The organism is Nonomuraea sp. SBT364 (assembly GCF_001083785.1).
Taxonomy (GTDB): Bacteria; Actinomycetota; Actinomycetes; order Streptosporangiales; family Streptosporangiaceae; genus Nonomuraea.
Genome location: NZ_LAVL01000105.1, coordinates 1 through 22,730, shown reverse-complemented (window position 1 = coordinate 22,730; position 22,730 = coordinate 1). Strand labels below are relative to the sequence as shown.

Genomic DNA, 22,730 nt, shown 5'->3' with positions numbered 1-22,730 from the left:
GTCCTTTCACGAGGTAGGTTCGGACGGGTGACCGCATTTGACGACATTCGCGAATATGTCGCGATTCCCCGAGTTCTCTCCCTGAGGCTCTCACCTGACGGCTCCCGCCTCGTGTCGGCCGTGCAGTCGCTCAACCCCGACGGGAAGTCGTACGGCACCGCGCTGTGGGCCGTCCCGCTGGACCGGGAGCCGTACCGGCTGACCAGATCGGCCAAGGGAGAGACCCAGGCGCACTTCACCGACGCCGGTGACCTGCTCTTCTCCTCCGCCCGCCCCGACCCGACGGCGAAGGACGCCGGGGACGAGGTGCCCGCGCTGTGGCTGCTGCCGCGCGACGGCGGCGAGGCCCGCCAGGTGGCGGCCCGTCCCGGCGGCGTCGGCGCCTTCCGCACGGCCGGCGACGTGGTGGTGTTCGCCTCCGACGTGCTCGACGGCGACGCGGCCGGCGAGGAGGAGCGGCGCAAGGCCCGCAAGGACGCCGGGATCAGCGCGATCCTGCACGAGGGCTACCCGGTGCGCTACTGGGACCACGACCTCGGCCCCGGCCGCACCCGGCTGTTCGCCGGCCGGCTCGGCGCCGACCGCCTGGAGGACGTGCGCGAGCTGACCCCCGAGCCCGGCGAGGCGCTGCGCGACGCCGCCTTCGAGCTCACCCCCGACGGCCGCACGGTGATCACCACCTGGCGCGTCCCGCTGTCGGCCGGGCAGAGCCGGACCGACCTGGTGGCCGTCGACGTGGCCACCGGGGAGCGGCGCACGCTCCTCAGCGAGGAGGGCCACGACTTCGGCGGGCCGCTCGCCGTCTCGCCCGACGGGACCCGGCTGGCGTGCGCGCGCGAGCGCCACACGGACCTGGACGTCTCGGTCAGGGTCGAGCTGTGGATCGCCGACCTGGCCACCGGCGAGGGCCGCGCCCACGCCGGCGACCTGTTCCCCGGCGACCTCGCCTGGGCGCCCGACTCCTCGGCCGTCTACATCGCCGCCGACTTCCAGGGCCGCCGCCCGGTCTTCCGCGTCCCGCTGGACGGCGAGACCGGCGAGATCGGCGGGGCCGGCGGGATCGGCCGGGCCGTGCGTGTCACCCAGGACGACGCCTCCTACCTGAGCCTGAACGTCTCCGCCGACGGCGGTTCGGTGTACGCGCTGCGCAGCGGCGTCGCCCTCGCGCCCGCTCCGGCGCGGATCGACGCCGGCACCGGCGAGGTCACCGATCTGGCGTCGCCCGCCCCGCGCCCCGAGGTGCCCGGCACGCTCACCGAGATCACCGCCACCGCCGACGACGGCGCCACCGTCCGAGGCTGGCTCGTTCTGCCCGAGGGCGCCTCCGCCGACGCGCCGGCGCCGTTCCTGCTGTGGATCCACGGCGGCCCGGTCGCCTCCTGGAACGACTGGCAGTGGCGCTGGCAGTCGTGGATCATGGCCCAGCACGGTTACGCCGTGTTGATGCCCGACCCGTGCCTGTCCACCGGTTACGGTCAGGAGATGATCGACCGAGGCTGGGGCGACTGGGGCCCGCGCACCCAGGCCGATCTCGACGCGATCGTGGACGTGGCCCTGGCCAGGGACGACATCGACGCCGAGCGCGTCGGCGCGATGGGCGGCTCGTTCGGCGGCTACATGGCCAACTGGGTCGCCGGTCACAGCGACCGCTACCGCGCCATCGTCACGCACGCCTCGCTGTGGAACCTCGACCAGTTCGCCGGCACCACCGACGTGTCCGCCTACTGGCAGCGCGAGTTCGGCGCGCCCGGCTCCGAGCGCTATGCCAGGCTCTCCCCGCACCACGCGCTCGACAAGATCAGCACCCCGATGCTCGTCATCCACGGCGACAAGGACTACCGGGTGCCGATCGGCGAGGCGCTGCGCCTGTGGTGGGACCTGCGCCGTTCCGAGGTCGAGTCGAAGTTCCTCTACTTCCCCGACGAGAACCACTGGATCCTCAAGCCGGGCAACGTCGTCGCCTGGTACGAGACGGTCCTGGCCTTCCTCGCGCAGCACGTGCTCGGCCAGGAGTGGAAGCGCCCGGACTCGGTGGCGTGATGACGGACTTCCTGCGCCTGGCCGAGGACATCGCCCGCGAGGCCGGCGACATGCTGCTGGCCAAGCGGCCCACGATGTCCGTCGAGCCGGGCGCCGTCCAGACCAAGTCCAGCCCCACCGACGTCGTCACCGCGCTCGACCGGGCCTCGGAGGAGCTCATCCGTGAGCGCGTCCGCGCCGCCCGGCCCGGCGACCGCGTCCTGGGTGAGGAAGGCGGTGAGGAAGGTGGGGAGGAGGGTGGCGGCGACTCCGGCGTCCGCTGGGTCGTCGACCCCATCGACGGCACCGTCAACTTCCTGTACGGCCTGCCGGACTGGGCCGTGTCCATCGCGGTCGAGGTCGACGGCCGCGTCGTGGCGGGCGTGGTGAACGTGGTGCCGCGCGGCGAGGTCTACACCGCGGCGCTCGGCGAGGGCGCCTGGCTGGCCGGCGAGCGGCTACGCTGCAACCCGGCGGTGCCGCTCGGGCAGGCCCTGGTGGCGACCGGGTTCGGCTACGAGTCGGCGCGGCGGGCGGTACAGGCCGAGGTATTGACAGGAGTGCTGCCCCACGTACGCGACATCCGGCGCGGCGGCTCCTGCGCCGTGGACCTGTGCTCGGTCGCCGGCGGCCGGGTGGACGCCTACTACGAGCGCGGCGTCAACTACTGGGACTACGCCGCGGCGGGCCTGATAGCGGCCGAGGCCGGGGCCAGGATCGGCGGGCTGGGCGGCAGGCCGTGCAACACCGACCTGACGCTCTGCGCGGCGCCCGGCCTCTTCGAGGAACTGCACGACCTGCTCGTCCCGCTCGATCCGGAGCGCGATTCCTGACGCGGGCGTGCGACGGCCGGAGCCCCTCCTCCTGGGACTCCGGCCGTCGGTGGTTCAGCGGGGCAGCGGGACGCCGTGATCGTCGGCCAACCGGCGCAGGTCTTCGATCTCGGCGGTGAGGGTGTCGGCGAGGTAGTCGTCGCCGGTGCTCCTGGCTTCCCGCAGGCCCTGGTAAGCCTGGTTCAGGCGGCTTTCGATCGTGGTCGTGAACTCGCCCATCTCACCTACTCTCTCGGGGTCCGTAATCGTGGGGGCGAAAGGTGTCTGGCTGGTGTACCCAGGCCTCTCCGGTGCCGAAACATGAAATTGACTGTTGCTTGTGCCGTGGCTGCCGTGGCGAGCCCGTACATGCCTTACCGTGCGCTTATCGAGGCTGTGGGCAGAATGAGGCACCACAATCGGAGAGAGGTGTACCAGGGTGCGAGTGCTGGTGGTCGAGGACGAGCGGGTGCTCGCCGACGCGATCGCGACCGGGCTGCGGCGCGAGGCCATGGCCGTCGACGTCGCCTACGACGGCGGCGGGGCGCTGGAGCGCACCTCCTACATCGACTACGACGTGATCGTCCTGGACCGCGACCTGCCGGTCGTGCACGGTGACGAGGTCTGCCGGCGCCTGGTCGAGCAGCGCACCGCCTCGCGCATCCTGATGCTGACCGCCTCGGGCGACGTCGACGACAAGGTCGAGGGCCTCGGCCTGGGCGCCGACGACTACCTGGCCAAGCCGTTCGTGTTCATCGAGCTGGTCGCCCGGGTGCGGGCGCTGGGCCGCCGCTCGGCCCCGGCGCTGCCGCCGGTGCTGGAGCGCGCCGGCGTCCGGCTCGACCCGGGCAAGCGGCTGGTGGAGCGCGACGGCAAGGAGATCGTGCTCACCAAGAAGGAGTTCGCCGTCCTGGAGGAGCTCATGCGCGCCGAGGGCGCCGTGGTCAGCCAGGAGGACCTGCTCGACAAGGCCTGGGACGAGAACATCGACCCGTTCACCAACGTGGTGCGGGTGACCATGATGACGCTGCGCAAGAAGCTGGGCGAGCCTCAGGTGATCGAGACTGTGCCCGGGGTTGGGTACAAGTTGTGACGGAACGGCCGGATCGCGCGTCGGCGCCGACGCATCCGATGATCAGCCCGCATTCGGAGCGGAAAGGAGTGCGCCCCCAGGCGCCGCCCCCGCAGGGGCCGCCCATGTGGGACGGCCCACCCCCGCCGGACTCGCCGCAGGCGACGCGATCCACCATGGAGCTTGTGAAGGAGCTTCCCGGCAGGGTCAGCGTCCGCTGGCGGCTGACGATCACCTACAGCGCGCTGGTGTTCGCCGCCGCCGCCGTGCTGCTGTTCTCGGTCTACGCCATCGTGGGCAACGCGATCGACGACGCCTGGCCCACCCTCGACCTGGGCGAGTGGGTGACGGAGCAGCAGAACGCGCAGGCCCAGGCCATCTGGCACGCGGCCAGGCTGGAGGCGGTGGCCAGGGCGCGTGACGCGCTGGTGCAGAGCTCGTTCATGGCGCTGGCCGGCGTCGGCATCCTGGCGCTCATCATCGGCTACTTCATCGCCGACCGGGCGCTGCGGCCCGTCACGCAGATGACGGCCACGGCCCGCAAGCTCTCCGGCAGCACGCTGGCCCACCAGCGCATCGACCTCAAGGGCCCGGACGACGAGCTCAAGGAGCTGGCCGACACCTTCGACGACATGCTCACCCGGCTCAACGTCGCCTTCGACGCCCAGCGACGGTTCGTCGCCAACGCCTCTCACGAGCTGCGTACACCGCTGACCATCAACAGGACGGTCCTGGAGATCGCCCTGTCCGATCCGGAGGCGTCGCAGGACCTCAAGGCGCTGGGGCGTACCCTCCTGGAGGTCAACGCCCGCAACGAGAAGCTCATCGAGGGCCTGCTGCTGCTCGCCAGGAGCGAACGCGAGCTGGCGGTGCGCAAGCCGCTGGACGTGATGGAGGTCGCGCAGACGGCCGTCGACCAGGTGATGCCCTTCGCCGCCGAGCACGGCGTGAGCTTCACCACCGAACTGGTCAGCGCCCCTACCGTGGGCGACCCGGTTCTGCTGGAACGGTCGATCAGCAACCTCCTCGAGAACGCCGTGAAGTACAACAATCCCGAAAGCGGAAAAGTATGGATCCGTACGGGAATGGTGGACGGGGCCTTGGTTGTTCAGGTGGCCAACACTGGGCAGCACGTCCCGGCGTACGAGGTGAACAGCCTGTTCGAACCGTTCCGGAGGCTCAATGCCGATCGGGTGGATTCGGCCAAGGGAGCGGGTCTTGGGCTGTCCATCGTCCGCGCCGTGGTGCAGGCGCACGGCGGCAACGTCAACGCAGTGCCACGGGAGGGCGGAGGTCTTGTGGTCACCATGAGGCTTCCAAGGCGTTGATCGGCGTGTTGCCCTGCGGGGGGCGTCTCGTTCGCGTCGCACATGTGGTTGGATGTGCCGTCGAACACGGTGGGGCATGACGCCAAGGCTGTGGGTTCGGCCATATTTGGCTAACCATTGCCGGCGGCGCCGCGCCCTGACGTGTTGGGAGGTTCGTCGTCCGTTTCCCCGGGGTACCGATGGGAAATCTCCCCGGCGGAACGGGCACAAGACGGGCCTCCCGGACGTTAGAAGACGCGCGATGAGCGCGACGACATATTGATGAGGGGGATGGAGTAATCACCATGGCTACCGACTACGACAGCCCGCGCAAGACAGATGACGATCTTGGGGAGGACAGTCTCCAAGAGCTTCAGGCGCGGCGCACCGACAAGTCGTCCGGCAGCATCGACATCGACGAGACCGATCTCGCCGAGTCGCTCGAACTGCCCGGTGCGGACCTGTCGAACGAAGAGCTCAGCCTGCGCGTGATCCCGCGCCAGGCCGACGAGTTCACCTGCGCGCGCTGCTTCCTCGTGCACCACCGCAGCCAGCTGGCCTCCGAGAAGAACGGTCAGCAGGTCTGCCGGGAGTGCGCCGCCTGATAAGGAGGCAACCGCGTGGCCGCACCTGACAAGGATCACGAACCAGGCGACGAGGTCGCCGCCTCCGAGTCGGAGGTCGGCGAGCTCGTGGGCAGGCTCACCGCGCCCGGTGAGCTCGAGCCGGCCGAGCGGCGCAGGCTGCTCGGCCGACTAGCCCGCGCCCTGTCGGCGGGCGCGAGCAAGGCCAGGAAGAGCGGCGCCGGCCGTGGCCGCTGGCTGGCCGACGTCTTCCTCAACATCGCCCCCCGCATCCCCATCAGGGACCTGCACACGCTCTCCGAGCACCACCAGGGGTTGACCGGCGAGGAGCTCGCCGACGACCTCGTCCGCACCGCCCAGAAGGCCACGATGACCGTCGGGGCCATCGGCGGGGCGCTCGCCGCGGCGGAGTTCGCCGCCCCACCCCTCCTCCTCTCAGCACCCGCCCAGCTCGTCGCCGAGACCATCGTGGTGGCCGCCATCGAGGTCAAGCTCCTGGCCGAACTGCACGAGGTCTACGGCGTGCGCGTGCAGGGCACGGGCGCCCAGCGCGCGGTGGCCTTCACCGCCGCCTGGGCCAAGCAGCGCGGCATCGACCCGCTGGCGCCCGCCTCGGTGACGCTCGCGCTCGGCGCGGCCACCAAGACCGCGCTGCGCAACCGGCTCATGCGGACCCTGGGCCGCCACCTGACCACGTTCGGCCCGTTCCTGACCGGCGCCGTGGCCGGGGGAGCGCTCAACCGGATGGCCACCAAGAAGCTCGGCCAGGCGGTGCGCAACGACCTGCGGATCAAGAGCCCGCTGCCGCCGGGGGAGCGCCCCGAGCTAGACGCGTAGCCCGCCGAACGTCATCGCGAGCAGGGCGTCGGCCAGCTCGTCAGCCGAGCCGCCGCGCCCCGGCTGATACCACTCGGTGATCGAGTTGACCGCGCCGAACAGCAGCCGTGTCACCAGCGCCGGGTCGAGGTCCGGCCGGATGCTCCCGTCGGCCGCCGCCTCCTTGACCAGGTGGCTGACGAACGCGTCGAACTCCCGCCGCCGCTCCAGCGCGCGCTGCTCGGTCGCGCTGTTGCCGCGCACCCGCAACAGCAGCGTCACGTACGGCAGGCGGTCCACCAGGATCCGCACGCTCTGCCGTACCACCCGCTCCAGGCGCGCGATCGCCGGGCCCGAGGCGGCGCGCTCGTCGGCGATCAGCGCGTCGAGCCCGTCGAGCGCCCGGTCCAGGGCCCGCGCGAGGAGCTGCTCCTTGCCCGGCACGTGGTAGTAGATCGCCGACTTGGTGACGCCGAGGGCCCGGGCCAAATCTTCCATGCTGGTGCCGTCGTAGCCGCGCTCGTTGAAGACGCGCACGGCGATGGCGAGCACGGACTCGGGATCGTGCCCGCGTTTTCGTACGCGCTCCACGCAAGTCTTCCTTGTCAACTGACCGAATGTTCGGTAAACACTTCACGACCGGCCGATCCCTGTCAAGAGGGTGAGAACAACGATGTTCGAACGCAATCGCGAAACCCTGGACCAGGCCCTGACCGCCGCCGCCCGGCGCGGCTACTGGAGCGCCTACCCCGAGTCGCCGAGCCCCCGCGTCTACGGCGAGGGCGCGGCGGAGCGGGGCAAGCAGGCGTTCGAGAGCCTGCTCGGCCGGCCGTTCCCGCTCGACCAGCCCGGCGAGCGGATCGGCGCCGAGCGCTCGCCGTACGGGATCGACCTGGGCGTCACCTACCCGCGCACGCCCGCCGCCGACCTGGTGGCCGCCGCGCGGGCGGCGCTGCCGGCCTGGCGCGACGCGGGCCCCGAGGCCCGCGCGCTGACCTGTGTGGAGATCGTCCGCCGCATCAACGAGCGCAGCTTCGAGCTCGCGCACGCGGTGCAGCACACCACCGGGCAGGCGTTCGTGATGGCCTTCCAGGCGGGCGGCCCGCACGCGCAGGACCGCGCGCTGGAGGCCGTCGCGTACGGCTACGCGGCCATGACGTCGTCGGCCGCCTCGGCCCGCTGGGAGAAGCCGGGCAAGGGCGACCCGATCGTGCTGGACAAGCGGTTCACCGTGGTGCCGCGCGGCGTCGCGCTGGTCATCGGCTGCAACACCTTCCCCACCTGGAACGCCTACCCGGGGCTGTTCGCCTCGCTGGTCACCGGCAACCCGGTCATCGTCAAGCCGCACCCGAGGGCGATCCTGCCGCTGGCGATCAGCGTGAGCGTGGCGCGCGAGGTGCTGGCGGAGGCGGGCTTCGACCCGGCGCTGGTGCAGCTCGCCGCAGAGGAGGGCAGGGGCCTGGCCGTCGAGCTGGCCACCGACCCGCAGGTGCGGGTGGTCGACTTCACCGGCTCCACCGAGTTCGGCGACTGGCTGGAGCGCAACGCCGCGCAGGCGCTCGTCCACACCGAGAAGGCCGGCGTCAACACCGTCGTCATCGACTCGACCGACTCCTGGCGCGGCATGCTCGGCAACCTCGCCTTCTCGCTGTCGCTCTACAGCGGCCAGATGTGCACCGCGCCGCAGAACTTCCTGGTGCCCGCCGGCGGCATCGACACCGACGAGGGGCACAAGAGCTTCGACGAGGTCGCCGAGGGCCTGGCCGCGGCGGTCGGCAGGCTGCTCGGCGACGACGCCAAGGCCGTCGAGCTGACCGGCGCGATCGTCAACCCGGACGTGCTGGCGCGGGTGGAGCAGGCTCCGGGGCTCGGCGAGCCCGTGCTCGAGTCACGCGCGGTCAAGCACCCGGCCTTCCCCGACGCGGTGGTGCGCACCCCGGCCATCGTCCGCGTCGCGCCGTCCCGGACCGACGTCTACGGCCACGAGCACTTCGGGCCGATCTCGTTCGTCATCCCGACCGCCTCCACCGCCGAGAGCCTCGACGTGCTGCGCCGGACGGTCACCGCGCGGGGCGCGCTGACCGCGTCGGTCTACTCCACCTCGCCCGCCGTGCTGGACGAGGCCGAACGGGCCGCGCTCGACGCGGGCGTCAACCTGTCGTGCAACCTCACCGGCGGCGTGTTCGTCAACCAGTCGGCGGCCTTCTCCGACTACCACGGCAGCGGTGCCAACCCGGCCGCGACGGCCTCGCTCACCGACCCCGGCTACGTCGCCGGCCGCTTCCACGTCGTCCAGTCCCGCCGCCCGGTCTCATGAGGACGGCCTCATGAGGGTGGGCGTCATCGGCGGCGGCCGCATGGGGGCCGGGATCGCGCAGGTGTTCCTGGCCGCCGGCGACACCGTCACCGTGCAGGAGCCGGAGGCCGGCGCCGCCCGGCAGCGGATCGTCCACGGGCTCGGGGTGGCCGAGTCGCGCGGCGGCGGCAGCCGGGAGGAGGCGCTGGCCCGGCTGGCGTTCGGGCCGGTCCCGGCCGACGCCGAGCTGGTCGTCGAGGCCGTGCCGGAGGACCCGGCGCTGAAGGCCGGCGTGCTGGGCGAGGCCGAGTCTCGGCTGGCGCCGGACGCGGTGCTGGCCACCAACACCAGCTCGCTGTCGATCACCGAGCTGTCGGCCGGGCTGGAGCGGCCCGGCCGCTTCCTCGGCCTGCACTTCTTCAACCCGGTGCCGGTGCAGCGGCTGGTCGAGATCGTCGTCACGCGGGCGACCGAGCCGGGCACGCTCGACCTGGCCCGCGCCTGCGCCGCCCGGCTGGGCAAGACGAGCGTGGTCGTCAACGACTCGCCCGGCTTCGCCACCAGCCGCCTGGGCGTGCTGCTCGGCCTGGAGGCCATCCGGATGGTCGAGGAGGGCGTCGCCTCGGCCGAGGACATCGACACCGCCATGGCGCTCGGCTACAACCACCCGATGGGGCCGCTCAAGCTCGGTGACCTGGTGGGCCTGGACGTGCGGCTGGCCATCGCCGACCACCTGCACGCCCGGCTGGGCCCGCGCTTCGAGCCGCCCCGGCTGCTGCGCGACATGGTCGCCGCCGGCGAGCTCGGCCGCAAGAGCGGGAAGGGGTTCTACACGTGGTGAGCAGGCCGTTCGCCTCCTCGGCGGACCTGGACGACAAGCAGCGCAGCTTCGAGGACCTGGGCGGCGGCCTCTACGCGCTCACCGCCGAGGGCGACCCCAACGTCGGCGCGGTCGAGGGCGAGGACTTCCTGGTCTGCTTCGAGGCCATGGCGACTCCCGTGGCGGCCCGCGAATGGCTCGCCCTGCTGCGCGAGCGCACCCGCAAGCCGGTGCGCTACCTGGTCCTGTCCCACTACCACGCGGTCCGGGTGCTGGGCGCCTCCGCGTTCGGCGCCGACGCGATCGTGGCGCACGAGAAGACCGCCGAGCTGATCGCCGAGCGCGGCGAGCAGGACTGGGCCAGCGAGTACGGGCGGATGCCCCGGCTGTTCAAGGAGCCCGCGTCCATCCCCGGCCTGACCAGGCCCACCGTCACCTTCGGCGACCGGATGACGATCGAGCTCGGCGGCGACCGGGGCCGGGTGGAGCTGCACCACTGCGGGCGCGGCCACACCGAGGGCGACCTGGTGGCGTGGCTGCCCGAGCGGCGGGTGCTGTTCGCCGGGGACCTGGTCGAGTCGCGGGCCGCCCTCTACACCGGCGACGCCTTCCACCGCGACTGGGCCGGGCCGACCCTGGATCGGGTGGCCTCGTTCGGGGCAGAGACCCTGGTGGGTGGCAGGGGAGCGGTGGCGCGCGGCAAGGGGGAGGTGGACGCGGCGATCGCGCAGACCCGCGACTTCCTGGCCGTCATGCTCGCCGAGACCGGCCACATCCGGCAGCGCGGCGGCACGATCGGTGAGGCGTTCCAGGCCGTGCGCCGGGCCCTCGACCCCCGCTACGGCGCCTGGCCGATCTTCGAGCACTGCCTGCCGTTCAACGTCTCCCGGCTGTGGGACGAGCTGGACGGCGTGGTGCGCCCGCGCGTGTGGACACCCGAACGCGATCGAGAGGTCTGGGCCGAGCTGCAGTCCTGAGAGGAGACCCCGTTGGCCGAGCCGCAGGTCGTCGTCATCGGCGCCGGCCCCGTCGGGCAGAGCGCGGCGCTGCTGCTGGCCCGGTGGGGCGTGCCCGTGCTGGTGCTCGACCAGCGCGAGCGGCGCGACGGCGCCGGGTCGAAGTCCATCTGCCAGCAGCGCGACGTGCTCGACATCTGGACGGCCGCCGGCGCCGGGCGCATCGCCGAGGAGGGGCTGGCCTGGACCACCGCCCGCACCTACTACCGGGGCGAGGAGCTGTTCTCCTGGACGTTCGGCGAGCAGGGACCGCTGCCGCCGTGCGTGAACATCTCCCAGTCCCGCACCGAGGAGATCCTCGACGAGGCCATCGCCGGGCAGCCGCTCGTCGAGGTGCGCTGGGGCCACCGGGTGACGGGGCTCGAACAGGACGCGGGCGGCGTCACCGTGCGGTGCGGCGAGCGCGTGCTGCGTGCCCCCTACGTGATCGTGTGCGCGGGCGCGCGGGCCCAGGAGCTGCGGCGGGCGCTCGGCGTGACGTTCGACGGCGAGACGTTCGACGACCAGTTCCTCATCTGCGACATCCGGGCCGACCTGCCCGGCTGGGAGCACGAGCGCCGCTTCCACTTCGACCCCGGGTGGAACCCCGGCCGCCAGGTGCTCATCCATCCCTGCCCCGGCTCGGCGTACCGGATCGACTGGCAGATCCCGCCGCACTTCATCCCGTCCGAGGCCGACGTCGGCAACCGGATCCGCCAGGTGATCGGCGAGCGCGACTACGAGCTGCTGTGGCAGACGACCTACCGCTTCCACTCACGGGTCGCCTCCCGGATGCGGGCCGGCCGGGTGCTGCTGGCGGGCGATTGCGCGCACCTGGTGGCGCCGTTCGGCGCGCGCGGCCTCAACTCGGGCGTGCCCGACGCCGAGAACGCCGCCTGGAAGCTGGCCTTCGTGCTCAACGGGTGGGCGCCGCAGGAGCTGCTGGAGAGCTACCACGCCGAGCGGCACGCGGCGGCGCTGGAGAACCTGGAGGTCACCGCCGCCACCATGCGGTTCCTGGCGCCCAGGACCGACGAGGAGCGGGCCCGCCGGCGCGCGGCGCTCGACAGCGGGCGCGCCGACCGGGTCGACTCCGGCCGGTTCGCCGAGCCGTTCTGGTACGTCGACTCGCCGCTCACCACGCCGGAGCCGGCCAGGCCGTTCCGGGGCCGGCCGCCCAAGGGGTCGCCGTGCGAGCCGGCGCCGGGAGTGATCGTGCCGGACGTGCCGCTGCCGGGCGGCCGGCTGCGCGAACATTGCCGCGATGGATTCCTGGTGCTGCTGGGTGAAATGTGCGATTCGGGTTTGTTTGCCCAGGTCTTGGGCAAGGTCACTACGGCGCCGCTCGCCGTACGCGAGCTCGCGGAGATGGACGGGACCGGCACACTCGCTGAGAGGCTCGGCGCTGGACCTGATGAAGCATGGCTGATCAGGCCGGATGCCCACATCGCCGCGATCATCCCCCACGCGGGGCCCGAGACGGTGGCGGCCGCCGTGAGACGCGCGTCGTGTCTCGCGTACCAATGAGCCTTTGGGGAGGAGACTCGGTGGTTGGCCGCAGTTCGTTTCTGATCGTCGCGAACCGGTTGCCGGTGGACCGGACCGTCGAGCCGGACGGAACGGCCTCGTGGCGCAGGAGCCCCGGCGGGCTGGTCACCGCCATAGCGCCGGTCATGCAGCGCCGTCACGGGGCCTGGCTCGGCTGGCACGGCGCGGCCGAGGAGGAGCTGGAGCCCTTCGAGCAGGACGGCATGAGCCTCATCCCGGTGCCGCTGTCGGCCGAGGAGGTCGAGCTCTACTACGAGGGGTTCTCCAACGCCACGCTCTGGCCGCTCTACCACGACGTGGTCGCGCCGCCGATCTTCGAGCGGGACATGTGGGAGACCTACCGGGCCGTCAACGAGCGCTTCGCCGCCGCGGCGGCCGACGTCGCGGAGGAGGGGGCGGTCGTCTGGGTCCAGGACTACCAGCTCCAGCTCGTGCCCGCGATGCTCCGCAAGCTCCGGCCCGACCTGCGCATCGGCTTCTTCCTGCACATCCCGTTCCCGCCGGTCGAGCTGTTCTGGCGGCTGCCGTGGCGCAGGGAGCTCGTCGAGGGGCTGCTCGGCGCCGACCTGGTCGGCTTCCAGCTGCCCGGCGGCGCGTCGAACTTCCGCCGCCTGTGCCGCCGGCTGCTCGGCGTCCCGTACAAGGGGAACGAGATCTTCCTGGAGGACCGGGTCGTCACCACCCAGGCGTTCCCGATGTCCGTCGACTTCGGCGAGCTCGACTCCCTGGTACGCGAGCCGCACATCATCTCCCGGGCCAAGGAGATCAGGGCCGAGCTGGGCGACCCCGAGCACGTGCTGCTCGGCGTGGACCGGCTCGACTACACCAAGGGCATCGGCCAGCGGCTGGAGGCCTTCGGCGAGCTGCTCAAGGACGGGCACGTCAGCCCCGGCGAGGCGACGTTCGTGCAGATCGCCACGCCCAGCCGGGAGCGGGTGGAGGAGTACAGGCGGCTGCGCGACGACATCGAGCTGCAGGTGGGCCGCATCAACGGGGAGAACGCGGTGTTCGGCGGCCAGCCGATCCAGTACTTCCACCAGTCCTACGGCAAGCAGGAGCTGGCCGCGCTCTACCTGGCCGCCGACGTCATGGTCGTCACGCCGCTGCGTGACGGGATGAACCTGGTCGCCAAGGAGTACGTCTCCTGCCACCACGACCTGAGCGGGGCGCTGGTGCTCAGCGAGTTCGCCGGGGCGGCCGACGAGCTGCGCCAGTCGTACCTGGTCAACCCGTACGACGTGGAGGACGTCAAGCGCCAGATGCTGGCCGCGATGCGGGCCACGCCGCACGAGCTGGCCCGGCGCATGCGCACGATGCGCCGCCGGGTCGCCACCTACGACGTGGACCGCTGGGCCAGCGAGTTCCTCAATGCTTTGGAGACGCCTGCTTCAGAGCCCGCCACGAGTCATAGCGCTTCTTGGCGGTCCGGTTGACCACGATCTGCGCGACCGACATGCCCACGCCCATCACGACCGCGTAGCCGATCGCCTCACCCATGTTGACCTCGGGCGAGTCGGGATCGACAGGAGGCTCCTTGCCCGTCGCCTTGACCCAGGCGTAGCCGAGGAGCTTCCTGGCCGCCCAAGCGGTCACGAGCCCCACCAGGCCGCCGACCACCCGCCAGGCCACATCGGGCTTGTCATCAGCCATCCGCACTTCTCCCTTCCCCTATGTAACGAACACTAGTCTCTACCGCTTCTGCGCCCGCCAAGCCGTACCATATGGAGGCATGACTCAGCAGCGACTACGCCATGCCCTCATGCCCGAGAAACCAACTCTCGACGGCTTGGAGCAGGTATGGGTAGCCCGCTGGGACGAGCAGGGCACCTACCGCTTCGACCGCACCAGCCCGCGTGAGCGGGTCTACGCGATCGACACGCCGCCGCCCACCGTCTCCGGCTCGCTGCACGTCGGCCACGTCTTCTCCTACACCCACGCCGACATCATGGCCCGCCACCAGCGCATGCTGGGCAAGTCGGTGTTCTACCCGATCGGCTGGGACGACAACGGGCTGCCCACCGAGCGCCGCGTGCAGAACGTGTACGGCGTCCGCTGCGACCCGTCGCTGCCCTATGACCCCGCCTTCGAGCCGCCGGACAAGCCGGGCAAGCGGGAGATCTCCATCTCGCGGCGCAACTTCGTGGAGCTGTGCCACAAACTGACGGCGATCGACGAGCAGGCGTTCGAGGAGGTGTGGCGGCGCGTCGGCCTGTCGGTCGACTGGTCGCTGCTCTACACCACGATCAGCGACGACTCGCGCCGGGTGTCGCAGCGCGCGTTCCTGCGCAACCTGGCACGCGGCGAGGCCTACCTGGCCGAGGCGCCGACCCTGTGGGACGTCAGCTACCGCACCGCCGTCGCCCAGGCCGAGCTGGAGGACCGGGAGTGGCCCGGCGCCTTCCACCGGATCTCCTTCTACGGCGAGAAGGGGCCGGTCTGGATCGAGACGACCCGGCCCGAGCTGATCCCGGCCTGCGTCGCGCTGGTCGCCCATCCCGACGACGAGCGCTACCAGCCGCTGTTCGGCACCTCGGCGCTGTCGCCGCTGTTCGGCGTCGAGGTGCCGATCCTGGCCCACCACCTGGCCGAGCCGGACAAGGGCTCCGGCATCGCGATGATCTGTACGTTCGGCGACATCACCGACGTCACCTGGTGGCGCGAGCTCAACCTGGAGACCCGCCCGATCATCGGCTGGGACGGCCGGCTGCTGCCCGAGCCGCCGGAGGGCGTCGAGCCCGGCCCGTACAAGGAGCTGGCCGGCAAGACCGTGCACAGCGCCCGCGAGCGCATCGTGGAGCTGCTGCGCGAGTCCGGCGACCTCGACGGCGAGCCGCGCCCGGTGCAGCGCACGGTGAAGTTCTACGAGCGCGGCGACAAGCCGCTGGAGATCGTCACCACCCGGCAGTGGTACATCCGCAACGGCGGGCGCGACGAGGCGCTGCGCGAGCGGCTGCTGGAGCGCGGCCGCGAGCTGGAGTGGCACCCGCCGCACATGCGGGTCCGCTACGACAACTGGGTGCAAGGGCTGGCCGGCGACTGGCTGATCTCCCGGCAGCGCTTCTTCGGCGTGCCGTTCCCGGTGTGGTACCGGCTCGACGAGGCCGGGCAGCCGGTCCACGACGACCCGATCACGCCGCCCGAGGAGTCGCTGCCGATCGACCCGTCGTCCGACACGCCTCCGGGCTACACCGCGGACCAGCGGGGCGTGCCCGGCGGGTTCATGGCCGACCCGGACGTGATGGACACCTGGGCGACCTCGTCGCTGACGCCGCAGATCGCCGGCCGCTGGGAGACCGACGACGACCTGTTCCGGCGGGTCTTCCCGGCCGACCTGCGGCCGCAGTCCCACGAGATCATCCGCACCTGGCTGTTCGCCACCGTGGTCCGCTCGCACCTGGAGTTCGGCGCCGCGCCGTGGAGCGACGTGGCGATCTCCGGGTGGATCCTCGACCCCGACCGCAAGAAGATGTCCAAGTCCAAGGGCAACGTGGTCACCCCGATGGACCTGCTGGAGCAGCACGGCTCCGACGCGGTGCGCTACTGGGCGGCGGGCGGCCGCTACGGCGTCGACACCGCGTTCGACGCCGGGCAGCTCAAGATCGGCCGGCGGCTGGCGATCAAGATCCTCAACGCCTCCAAGTTCGTGCTCGGCATGGGCGAGGGTGGCGGGGAGGTCACCGAGCCGCTCGACCTGTCGATGCTCGCCGCCCTGTCCGAGACGGTCCGCGAGGCCACCGAGGCGTTCGCCGCCTACGAGCACACGCGGGCGCTGGAGGCGATCGAGCGGTTCTTCTGGACGTTCTGCGACGACTACCTGGAGCTGGTCAAGGCCAGGGCCTACGAGGACGGCGCGGCGGCGGCGTCGGCGCACGAGGCGCTGCGGCGCGCGCTCGACGTGCAGCTGCGGCTGTTCGCGCCGTTCCTGCCGTTCGTCACCGAAGAGGTGTGGTCGTGGTGGCGTGACGGCTCGGTGCACCGGGCCGCGTGGCCCGTGGCCGAGCCGGGCGCCGGCGACCCGGCCGTGCTGGAGGCCGCCTCACAGGTGCTGCGCCAGATCCGCAAGGCCAAGTCCGAGGCCAAGCTGTCGATGCGCGCCGAGGTGACACGCCTCGACGTCACCTCGCCGCAGGCCGGCCTGATCCGGCTCGCCCAGGACGACCTGTGCGGCGCGGGCACCGTCGAGGAGTTCGTGCTGGAGCACGGCGAGAGCCACAGCGTCGAGGTCACGCTCGGCGCTCAGTAGTCGCACACGCCCGTCGGGAAGATCTGCTCCAGACGGGCGCGTTCGGCCGCCGAGGGCGTCCACGAGCCGTAGAGGCCACGTGCGATCGCCCTCGGCACCGGCTGGAGCCGGCACGCGTAGACGCCGCCCTCGATCGGCCCGCCCGCCACGACGCGGGAGGTGGAGTAGAGCGGGAACGCCTTCGTGCACGCCCCCGGCTCCCGCCGGTCCAGGACGCCGTCCCACACGTGCGGCCCGGCCGCGATCTGGGTGCCGTCCGTGGCGAAGCACCGGTCCACGGCGCCGGCGGGCTTGTTGCCCGTCACCCCGCGCCACGGCCGCTCCCGGATGCCGGCCAGCCACTCCTCCATCACCGCGAGCGCCTCGGGCGTCGCGTCGGAACGCGGCGCCGGGCGGGCGTCGGTGAACCAGATGACCTGGTTGCCCGCCTGGCCGTCGTGCCTCAGCATCCGCCCGCGCACCGCGAACGACTGGTGCGCGTTGTGCATGTCCAGCCGCTCCTCCAGGTACGGCCGCCAGTCGATGACCGGGATGTCGATGTCGCCGCCGAACACCAGGCCGCTGCGCAGCACGTTCCTGACGGCCACCGGGTCGGCGGCCCGGCGCGGCGCCGGGTCGCCCAGGTTCATGTTCCGCGCGCTCCACGGGTCGACGTCGCCGGGGCAGGCCGACGGGGTGAACGGGCAGCCCTCCCGCACCATGTCGGCCGACTCCTTCCACGAGCCCGCCTTCGCGTTCAGGTCCAGGAACTCGGCGGGGGTGATCACGCCGTCGGTGAGCGCCTTCAGGCCGTACTGGACGCCCACGTTGCCCCACGTCGAGCGGGCGTGGCCGGCGGCGTCCACGCCGTACACCTTGCGCAGGTCGTCCCAGTGCGTCCACTGGACGCTCTCCTTGACGCCCGGCGGGTCCATGCGCTCCCACTCGGGATCGGCGTCGTCGGTCCACAGCGGGTTCATGGCCAGCGGGGTCAGGCCGCGCCAGCCGTTCACGCACTCGTCCGAGCCGGGCTCGCCGGTGAACGGGTTCACGACGGTGTCGCTCGCGTTCATGCCGATCAGCGCGGTGCGGTCGTCCCAGCGGGCCCAGCGCGGGTCGCGGTCCATGTACCGTTCGAGCAGCTCACAGTCGCCCACGTGGATGGTCTGGGTGACCATGTCCGGATAGGAATACTGCGCTACGGCCGCGTCGATGATCCGGTCGCCGTGATTCTGCCCGTAGATGTACTGCTGGATCGCGCCGCCCGAGCCACCCACGCCCACCGTGTGGAGCGGCACGCCGTACGTCTCGATGAAGCGCTCCTTGACCATGAGCGCCGTCTCGCCGCCCAGGATCAGGTTGTAGTGGGTCGAGGTGCGGGTGCCCGAGGAGTGCAGGATCGCGTAGCCCTTGCCCAGGCCGTACGGGTCCAGCGCGCCGCCGCCGAGCGTGCCCTGGTCGTGGCCGATCGCCACGCCGCCGTCGAAGCGGTAGATCGCCCGGCCGGTGTAGCCGTCCTCCAGCGCCGCGATCGAGTAGAGGAACCGGTTGATCACGCCGCGCTCGCGCCGCACCACGAAGTCGACCGTCCGCCCGTCCAGCGTCGTTGTCGTCGCCAGGTCGGCCGGCCTGCTCTGCGGCATCGGCTTGAACGTGCCGTCCGTCGACCGGTAGAGCCGGTCGGTGACGGTGGCGGCGAAGCAGTCGCGGCTCCAGCCGCCCGCCACCCGCATGCCCTGCCCGTCCCGGTTGTCCGCGACCGGCGGGCCGAGCCCGCTGCGCTCGGTCTTGCACACGAACGGGTACTGGTGCTCCCCGGAGAAGATCGGCCCGGAGATCGGGTGGTTGCGCACTCTCAGCGAGTCCCGGTGCCGCCCCGCGGACGCGGTGATCGTGTTCGTCCCGTCGGTCAGCCCCGTCACCAGGCCCGTGTGCGTACGCCCGCCCGGATCGGCCCGGAAGGCCGAGGAGACGTCCACGCCGTCGCGCAGCACCCGCGGCCGCTCGCCGCGCGGTGCCCGCACCCGCACCAGGGCGTCACCGCCGCTGACCTGGTCGGCCCGGCTGGAGAGCACCTCCAGCGAGACCTTGCCGCCGCCCGCCCGCGCGGCGGTGGCCGGGGCCACCAGGACGGCGAGCACGAGAGCCGGAACAGTGAGCGTGATCGCGACTGCCTTCATGCCCACGACGGTGACACGGCGTACCCGCCTTGCCCAGGCCCGATCTTTTAACCGCGCGCATCCGCGGCTCCGGCGTGCCAGTCTTGAAGCTGTGCTGACCGACCGCCCCACCAAACTCGTGCCGCCCGTGCTGGCCCGCATGGCCGCGTGGTGCCTGTGCCTGATCCTCGTCGGCGTGGTCGTCTACTTCTTCGTCCAGGGCATCGCCCGGCTCAGCTTCGTGGCGCTGCCCGTCGCGATCGCGCTGCTGCTGACCGCGCTGCTCTTCCCGCTGACCCGGAGCCTGCGGCAGGCCGGGATGCGGCCCATCTGGGCCACCTGGCTCACCATGCTCGCCGCGCTGGCCATACTGGTCGGCACCGGCTGGCTGGTCGGCGTGCGCGCCACCGAGGAGTTCCCCAACCTGGTCAAGCAGGTCGAGGCCACCGTCGCCGACGTGCAGCTCTGGCTCACCACCGGGCCGCTGCACCTGGAGCAGGCGCAGATCAGCGAGTACGTCGCCGAGGTCCTCAAGCTGATCAACGCCCAGCGTGACGCCATCACCGGCACGGTGCTCTCCGCCGGGGCGGTGGCCGTCGAGGTGCTCGCCTCCATCGTGCTGCTGCTGTTCGTGACGTTCTTCCTGCTCAAGGACGGCGAGCGGATCTGGTCGTGGTTCCTCAAGGGGTTCGGCGGGATGTCGCCGCGGGTCGACAGGGCCGGGCGGGCCGCGTGGACCACGCTCTCCCACTACGTGCAGGGCAGCGTCCTGGTGGCCGCCGTGCACGGCGTCGTCATGGGCATCGTGCTGGCCGGCATGGGGGTGCCGCTCTGGGCGCCGCTCGCCGTGCTCATCTTCTTCGCCAGCTTCATCCCGATCGTCGGCATCTTCTTCGCCGGCACCGTCGCCACCCTCGTCACGCTGGGCGCCAAGGGCATCGTCTACGCGCTCATCTTCATCGGCATCCTGGTCGTCGAGCAGCAGCTGGAGAACCACGTCCTGCAGCCGCTGATCGTCGGCCGGGCGCTGCGCTTCCACCCGCTGGCCATCATCATCGTGCTGTCCGTGGGCGGCATCCTGGCCGGGATCGCGGGCGCCGTCGTGGCGGTCCCGATCGCGGCCGTCATCTACCGCGCCCTGCCCGAGCTCCGCGCCGACCCGCCCGCGCTGCCGCCGCCGTCCCGGACGGACACCGGCGGCGGCGGTCAGGACCCTCCGGAGGATCCCGCGGGCCCGCCCGAGGGTGAGAGTCCCGAGGGTGAGAGTTCCGAGCCTGAGCAGGGACGTTCGCCCGCCGCGACCCGGGCCGGTGCCGACACGGAGTAGCCTCGTCACCCGTGACTCGTTCCACCGTGACCACCCCGCCGCCCGGCGCCGAGCCGCCCAAGGCGCACCCCGGCGCGCCCGGCCCCGGCACCGCCCTCGGCTCCCACTACAGCCGCTGCTTCGGCTGCGGCGCCGACCACCCCACCGGCCTGCACATCAACGCCGTCACCCCGGACGGCGACACCGTCGAGGCCGAGTTCACCGTGGGGGAGGCGCACCAGGGCGCGCCCCGGCTGGCGCACGGCGGGGTGCTCGCCGCCGCCATGGACGAGGTCATCGGAATGTCCGTCTGGCTGTTCCACAAGCCCTATGTCACGGGACGGCTGGAGACCGACTACCTTCTCCCCGTTCCCGTGGGCACGACACTCCACCTGCGTGCCTGGTGCAACGGGATCGCGGGCCGGAAGGCGTACCTTGAGGCGGAGGGGCGCATCGGCGCCTCCGACGGCCCGGTCGCCGTCCGCGCGGCGGCGCTGTTCATCGAGGTGGACATGGCGCACTTCGCCGAGCACGGCGACCTCGCCGCCATCGCCGCCGAGCACCAGGACTACGAGGTGAACCCGTGACCGAGGTGGAGGTCCTCATCCAGCGCCTCGACCCCGGGCTGCCGGTCCCGCGCTACGCCCACCCCGGCGACGCGGGAGCCGACCTCTACTCCGCCGAGGACGCCGAGCTGCTGCCGGGGGAGCGGGCCGTCATCCGCACCGGCGTGGCGATCGCGCTGCCCGACGGTTACGCGGCCTTCGTCCACCCCCGCTCCGGCCTGGCCGCCAGGCACGGCATCACGATGGTGAACGCGCCCGGCACGGTCGACGCCGGCTACCGGGGCGAGGTCAAGGTCACGCTGATCAACACCGACGCCAAGGAGCCGTTCCGGCTGCGCCGCGGCGACCGGCTGGCCCAGCTCGTCTTCCAGCGGGTGGAGCGGGCGGCCTTCCGCGAGGTGGAGAGCTTGCCGTCGTCCGCGCGGGGCGCCGGCGGGCACGGTTCGACAGGACGCTGACAAAACCAGGGAGAGTGAGACAACGTGTTGCGACGTCGCCGTCGTGAGCAGCCGGATCAGGTGGCCGAGGAGACCCTCGCCGCCCCCACGCGCGCATCCGGCCCGTGGGACGCCGACGAGCCCCACCCCGACCATGACCGCACCGACCTGGGCGGCCTGCGGCTGCCCCACAACCCGGACTTCGACGTGCGGCTGGCCTCGGTCGGTGACCAGCACGTCGGCGTGGTCGCGCTGTGGGAGGAGAGCTCCCTGCAGCTCCAGGCGCTGGCCGCGCCCAAGAGTTCGGGCCTGTGGGACGAGATCAGGGTCAAGATCAAGACGAGCGCCAAGACGCTGGAGGAGCGCGAGGGCCCGTTCGGCGTCGAGCTGGCCGGGCAGATCGCCGTCGAGGGCGGCACCCGCCCAGCCCGCTACCTCGGCATCGACGGCCCCCGCTGGTTCCTGCTCGCCGTGATCAACGGCCGCGCCGCGGTCGACGACACGGTGGCGGAGGCGTTCGTCGACTTCGTCAGGGACATCGTGGTGGTCCGCGGCGACGAGCCGATGGCCCGCGAGGAGTCGATCCCGCTGCGCCGGCCCAACGAGCAGCCCGCCGCCGACCAGCCCGAGGCGCAGCAGCAGAACCCGTTCAAACGAGGCCCCGAAATCAGCGAGATACGCTGACACCCCCTTATCACATAGGCTGAACCATCATGAGTACGGCAGAGCCTCCGAAACGCGGAGGATTGCGGGCCTTCTTCAGCAGGCTGGCCACGAGCCGGTCCGAGCTGGAGGCGCAGGAGCTCCGTGAGGGCGCCGACGAGGCAGGCGCCACACCCATCGCCTCGTGTGGCGGCCGACGCCGCTTCTGCGTAGCGGGTACGCTACGGACCGTCACCCTGCGCCCGCGGGGCGGCGCCCCCGCCCTGGAGGCCGAGCTGTACGACGGCTCCGACGTGATCGACCTGGTATGGCTCGGCCGCCGCAAGATCGCGGGGATCGAGCCGGGCCGGCCGGTCAAGGCGGAGGGGCTGGTCAGCATGCAGGACGGCCGCAAGGTGATGTTCAATCCGCGATACGAGCTGCGCCCAGGGAGTTGATCAGGTGAGTGCTGAGGCCGGAGAAGTCGCCCACGACACCGTCGAGGCGGCGGTGCGATCCCAGCTCGCCAAGGCCTTCGGCGGCGTGCGCGGCATCGTCGAGGCGGCGGTGCCGACGATCGCGTTCACGCTGACCTGGATCACGACCGAGGAGCTCCGGCTGTCGCTGATCATCAGCATCGCACTGTCGGTGGTGCTGCTGATCGTCCGGCTGGTGCAGCGGTCCACGCCGCAGTTCGTCATCAACAGCCTCATCGGCATCGCGATCGGCGCGTTCTTCGCCAGCCGCACGGGGGACGCCAAGGACTACTTCCTGCCCGGCATCCTGTGGAACGGCGCCTACTCGATCGGGATGCTGGTCTCGATCGTCGCCCGGTGGCCGGTCGTGGGCTTCCTCATCGGGTCGGTCACCAACGACCCGGTGGGCTGGCACAAGGACCCGGGCATCGTGAGGCTGTGCACGCGGCTCACCTGGCTGCTGATGCTTCCGTGCGTGGTGCGGGTGGCCGTGCAGCTGCCGGTCTACCTGCACGGCGGTGACGCGGCGGTGGCGGCGCTCGGCGTGGCGAAGATCGTCATGGGGTGGCCGCTCCAGGTGGCGGCGCTGGCCGCGATGGTGTGGGTGCTCGGCCGCGGCCGCACCCCGATCACCCCCCCCCCCGCCGCCCCGG

General features: G+C 71.9%; 22 protein-coding genes. 18 read left to right on the top strand and 4 right to left on the bottom strand.

Annotation, left to right across the window (positions count from 1 at the left end; translation table 11 throughout):
- Nucleotides 1-27: 27 nt before the first annotated feature.
- Nucleotides 28-2,040, top strand: a complete 2,013-nt coding sequence (locus tag ADY59_RS32875; protein WP_049570510.1) for a S9 family peptidase — start codon at nucleotides 28-30, stop codon at nucleotides 2,038-2,040.
- Nucleotides 2,040-2,852 carry an inositol monophosphatase family protein gene (locus tag ADY59_RS32870; protein ID WP_049570507.1) on the top strand — a complete coding sequence of 271 codons (813 nt, stop codon included), beginning with the start codon at nucleotides 2,040-2,042 and terminating at the stop codon, nucleotides 2,850-2,852. Before ADY59_RS32875 ends, ADY59_RS32870 begins: the two co-directional genes overlap by 1 nt.
- Nucleotides 2,853-2,906: 54 nt before the next feature.
- Here the strand turns inward: ADY59_RS32870 and ADY59_RS51765 are convergent, their stop codons facing one another.
- Nucleotides 2,907-3,071 (bottom strand): hypothetical protein, encoded by a 165-nt coding sequence (locus ADY59_RS51765; protein ID WP_197093971.1) that lies wholly within the window; start codon nucleotides 3,069-3,071, stop codon nucleotides 2,907-2,909.
- 199 nt (nucleotides 3,072-3,270) lie between these two features.
- Between ADY59_RS51765 and ADY59_RS32865 the strand changes: the two genes are divergently transcribed.
- From ADY59_RS32865 to ADY59_RS32850, 4 genes are all read left to right on the top strand, one after another.
- Nucleotides 3,271-3,924 carry a response regulator transcription factor gene (locus ADY59_RS32865; protein WP_049570504.1) on the top strand — a complete coding sequence of 218 codons (654 nt, stop codon included), beginning with the start codon at nucleotides 3,271-3,273 and terminating at the stop codon, nucleotides 3,922-3,924.
- A gap of 38 nt (nucleotides 3,925-3,962) precedes the next feature.
- Nucleotides 3,963-5,231: a sensor histidine kinase gene (locus ADY59_RS32860; RefSeq protein WP_049570534.1), complete on the top strand. Its 1,269-nt coding sequence runs from the start codon at nucleotides 3,963-3,965 to the stop codon at nucleotides 5,229-5,231.
- A 284-nt stretch (nucleotides 5,232-5,515) separates the two neighbouring features.
- Complete coding sequence (locus tag ADY59_RS32855; RefSeq protein ID WP_049570503.1) at nucleotides 5,516-5,815, top strand: DUF4193 domain-containing protein; 300 nt, start codon at nucleotides 5,516-5,518, stop codon at nucleotides 5,813-5,815.
- Between the two features lie 15 nt (nucleotides 5,816-5,830).
- Nucleotides 5,831-6,631 (top strand): hypothetical protein, encoded by an 801-nt coding sequence (locus tag ADY59_RS32850; RefSeq protein ID WP_049570500.1) that lies wholly within the window; start codon nucleotides 5,831-5,833, stop codon nucleotides 6,629-6,631.
- Here the strand turns inward: ADY59_RS32850 and ADY59_RS32845 are convergent.
- Nucleotides 6,620-7,201 (bottom strand): TetR/AcrR family transcriptional regulator, encoded by a 582-nt coding sequence (locus ADY59_RS32845; protein ID WP_231619007.1) that lies wholly within the window; start codon nucleotides 7,199-7,201, stop codon nucleotides 6,620-6,622. The genes ADY59_RS32850 and ADY59_RS32845 overlap by 12 nt on opposite strands.
- Nucleotides 7,202-7,283: 82 nt before the next feature.
- On the opposite strand from ADY59_RS32845, the gene paaN reads away from it, so the two are divergent.
- From paaN to ADY59_RS32820, 5 genes are read left to right on the top strand one after another with little or no spacing between them, the layout of a single operon-like run.
- Complete coding sequence (gene paaN / locus ADY59_RS32840; RefSeq protein ID WP_049570496.1) at nucleotides 7,284-8,927, top strand: phenylacetic acid degradation protein PaaN; 1,644 nt, start codon at nucleotides 7,284-7,286, stop codon at nucleotides 8,925-8,927.
- Nucleotides 8,928-8,937: 10 nt separating this feature from the next.
- Nucleotides 8,938-9,747, top strand: coding sequence for a 3-hydroxyacyl-CoA dehydrogenase family protein (locus tag ADY59_RS32835; RefSeq protein WP_049570494.1), 810 nt, complete (start codon nucleotides 8,938-8,940; stop codon nucleotides 9,745-9,747).
- Nucleotides 9,744-10,703: an MBL fold metallo-hydrolase gene (locus ADY59_RS32830; RefSeq protein WP_049570531.1), complete on the top strand. Its 960-nt coding sequence runs from the start codon at nucleotides 9,744-9,746 to the stop codon at nucleotides 10,701-10,703. Before ADY59_RS32835 ends, ADY59_RS32830 begins: the two co-directional genes overlap by 4 nt.
- Nucleotides 10,704-10,715: 12 nt before the next feature.
- Nucleotides 10,716-12,248 (top strand): FAD-dependent monooxygenase, encoded by a 1,533-nt coding sequence (locus ADY59_RS32825; protein WP_049570492.1) that lies wholly within the window; start codon nucleotides 10,716-10,718, stop codon nucleotides 12,246-12,248.
- Nucleotides 12,249-12,268: 20 nt separating this feature from the next.
- The gene (locus ADY59_RS32820; RefSeq protein ID WP_231619006.1) at nucleotides 12,269-13,702 is read left to right on the top strand and encodes an alpha,alpha-trehalose-phosphate synthase (UDP-forming); all 1,434 of its coding nucleotides are present in this window, start codon (nucleotides 12,269-12,271) and stop codon (nucleotides 13,700-13,702) included.
- On the opposite strand, the gene ADY59_RS32815 is transcribed toward ADY59_RS32820, so the two are convergent.
- Nucleotides 13,635-13,919 carry a DUF4235 domain-containing protein gene (locus ADY59_RS32815; RefSeq protein WP_082310586.1) on the bottom strand — a complete coding sequence of 95 codons (285 nt, stop codon included), beginning with the start codon at nucleotides 13,917-13,919 and terminating at the stop codon, nucleotides 13,635-13,637. The two genes, ADY59_RS32820 and ADY59_RS32815, sit on opposite strands and share 68 nt — an antisense overlap.
- 109 nt (nucleotides 13,920-14,028) lie before the next feature.
- On the opposite strand from ADY59_RS32815, the gene valS reads away from it, so the two are divergent.
- Nucleotides 14,029-16,512 (top strand): valine--tRNA ligase, encoded by a 2,484-nt coding sequence (valS, locus tag ADY59_RS32810; protein WP_156325872.1) that lies wholly within the window; start codon nucleotides 14,029-14,031, stop codon nucleotides 16,510-16,512.
- Here valS and ADY59_RS32805 read toward each other — a convergent pair.
- On the bottom strand, nucleotides 16,506-18,671 hold the full coding sequence (locus ADY59_RS32805) for a DUF6351 family protein (protein WP_049570481.1): 2,166 nt from the start codon (nucleotides 18,669-18,671) through the stop codon (nucleotides 16,506-16,508). The two genes, valS and ADY59_RS32805, sit on opposite strands and share 7 nt — an antisense overlap.
- Nucleotides 18,672-18,762: 91 nt before the next feature.
- Between ADY59_RS32805 and ADY59_RS32800 the strand changes: the two genes are divergently transcribed.
- The 6 genes from ADY59_RS32800 to ADY59_RS32775 form a co-directional block, all read left to right on the top strand.
- The gene (locus ADY59_RS32800) at nucleotides 18,763-19,977 is read left to right on the top strand and encodes an AI-2E family transporter (RefSeq protein ID WP_049570478.1); all 1,215 of its coding nucleotides are present in this window, start codon (nucleotides 18,763-18,765) and stop codon (nucleotides 19,975-19,977) included.
- Nucleotides 19,978-19,988: 11 nt separating this feature from the next.
- Nucleotides 19,989-20,543, top strand: a complete 555-nt coding sequence (locus ADY59_RS32795; protein ID WP_049570474.1) for a PaaI family thioesterase — start codon at nucleotides 19,989-19,991, stop codon at nucleotides 20,541-20,543.
- Complete coding sequence (gene dut, locus ADY59_RS32790; RefSeq protein ID WP_049570471.1) at nucleotides 20,540-20,980, top strand: dUTP diphosphatase; 441 nt, start codon at nucleotides 20,540-20,542, stop codon at nucleotides 20,978-20,980. Before ADY59_RS32795 ends, dut begins: the two co-directional genes overlap by 4 nt.
- A 24-nt stretch (nucleotides 20,981-21,004) precedes the next feature.
- On the top strand, nucleotides 21,005-21,643 hold the full coding sequence (locus ADY59_RS32785) for a DUF3710 domain-containing protein (RefSeq protein ID WP_231619005.1): 639 nt from the start codon (nucleotides 21,005-21,007) through the stop codon (nucleotides 21,641-21,643).
- Nucleotides 21,644-21,672: 29 nt separating this feature from the next.
- Entirely contained in the window at nucleotides 21,673-22,059 is a 387-nt protein-coding gene (locus ADY59_RS32780) for an OB-fold nucleic acid binding domain-containing protein (RefSeq protein WP_049570465.1), read from the top strand.
- A 4-nt stretch (nucleotides 22,060-22,063) separates the two neighbouring features.
- The coding region (locus ADY59_RS32775; protein ID WP_053175390.1) for a DUF3159 domain-containing protein at nucleotides 22,064-22,730 on the top strand (667 nt) is incomplete at its 3' end.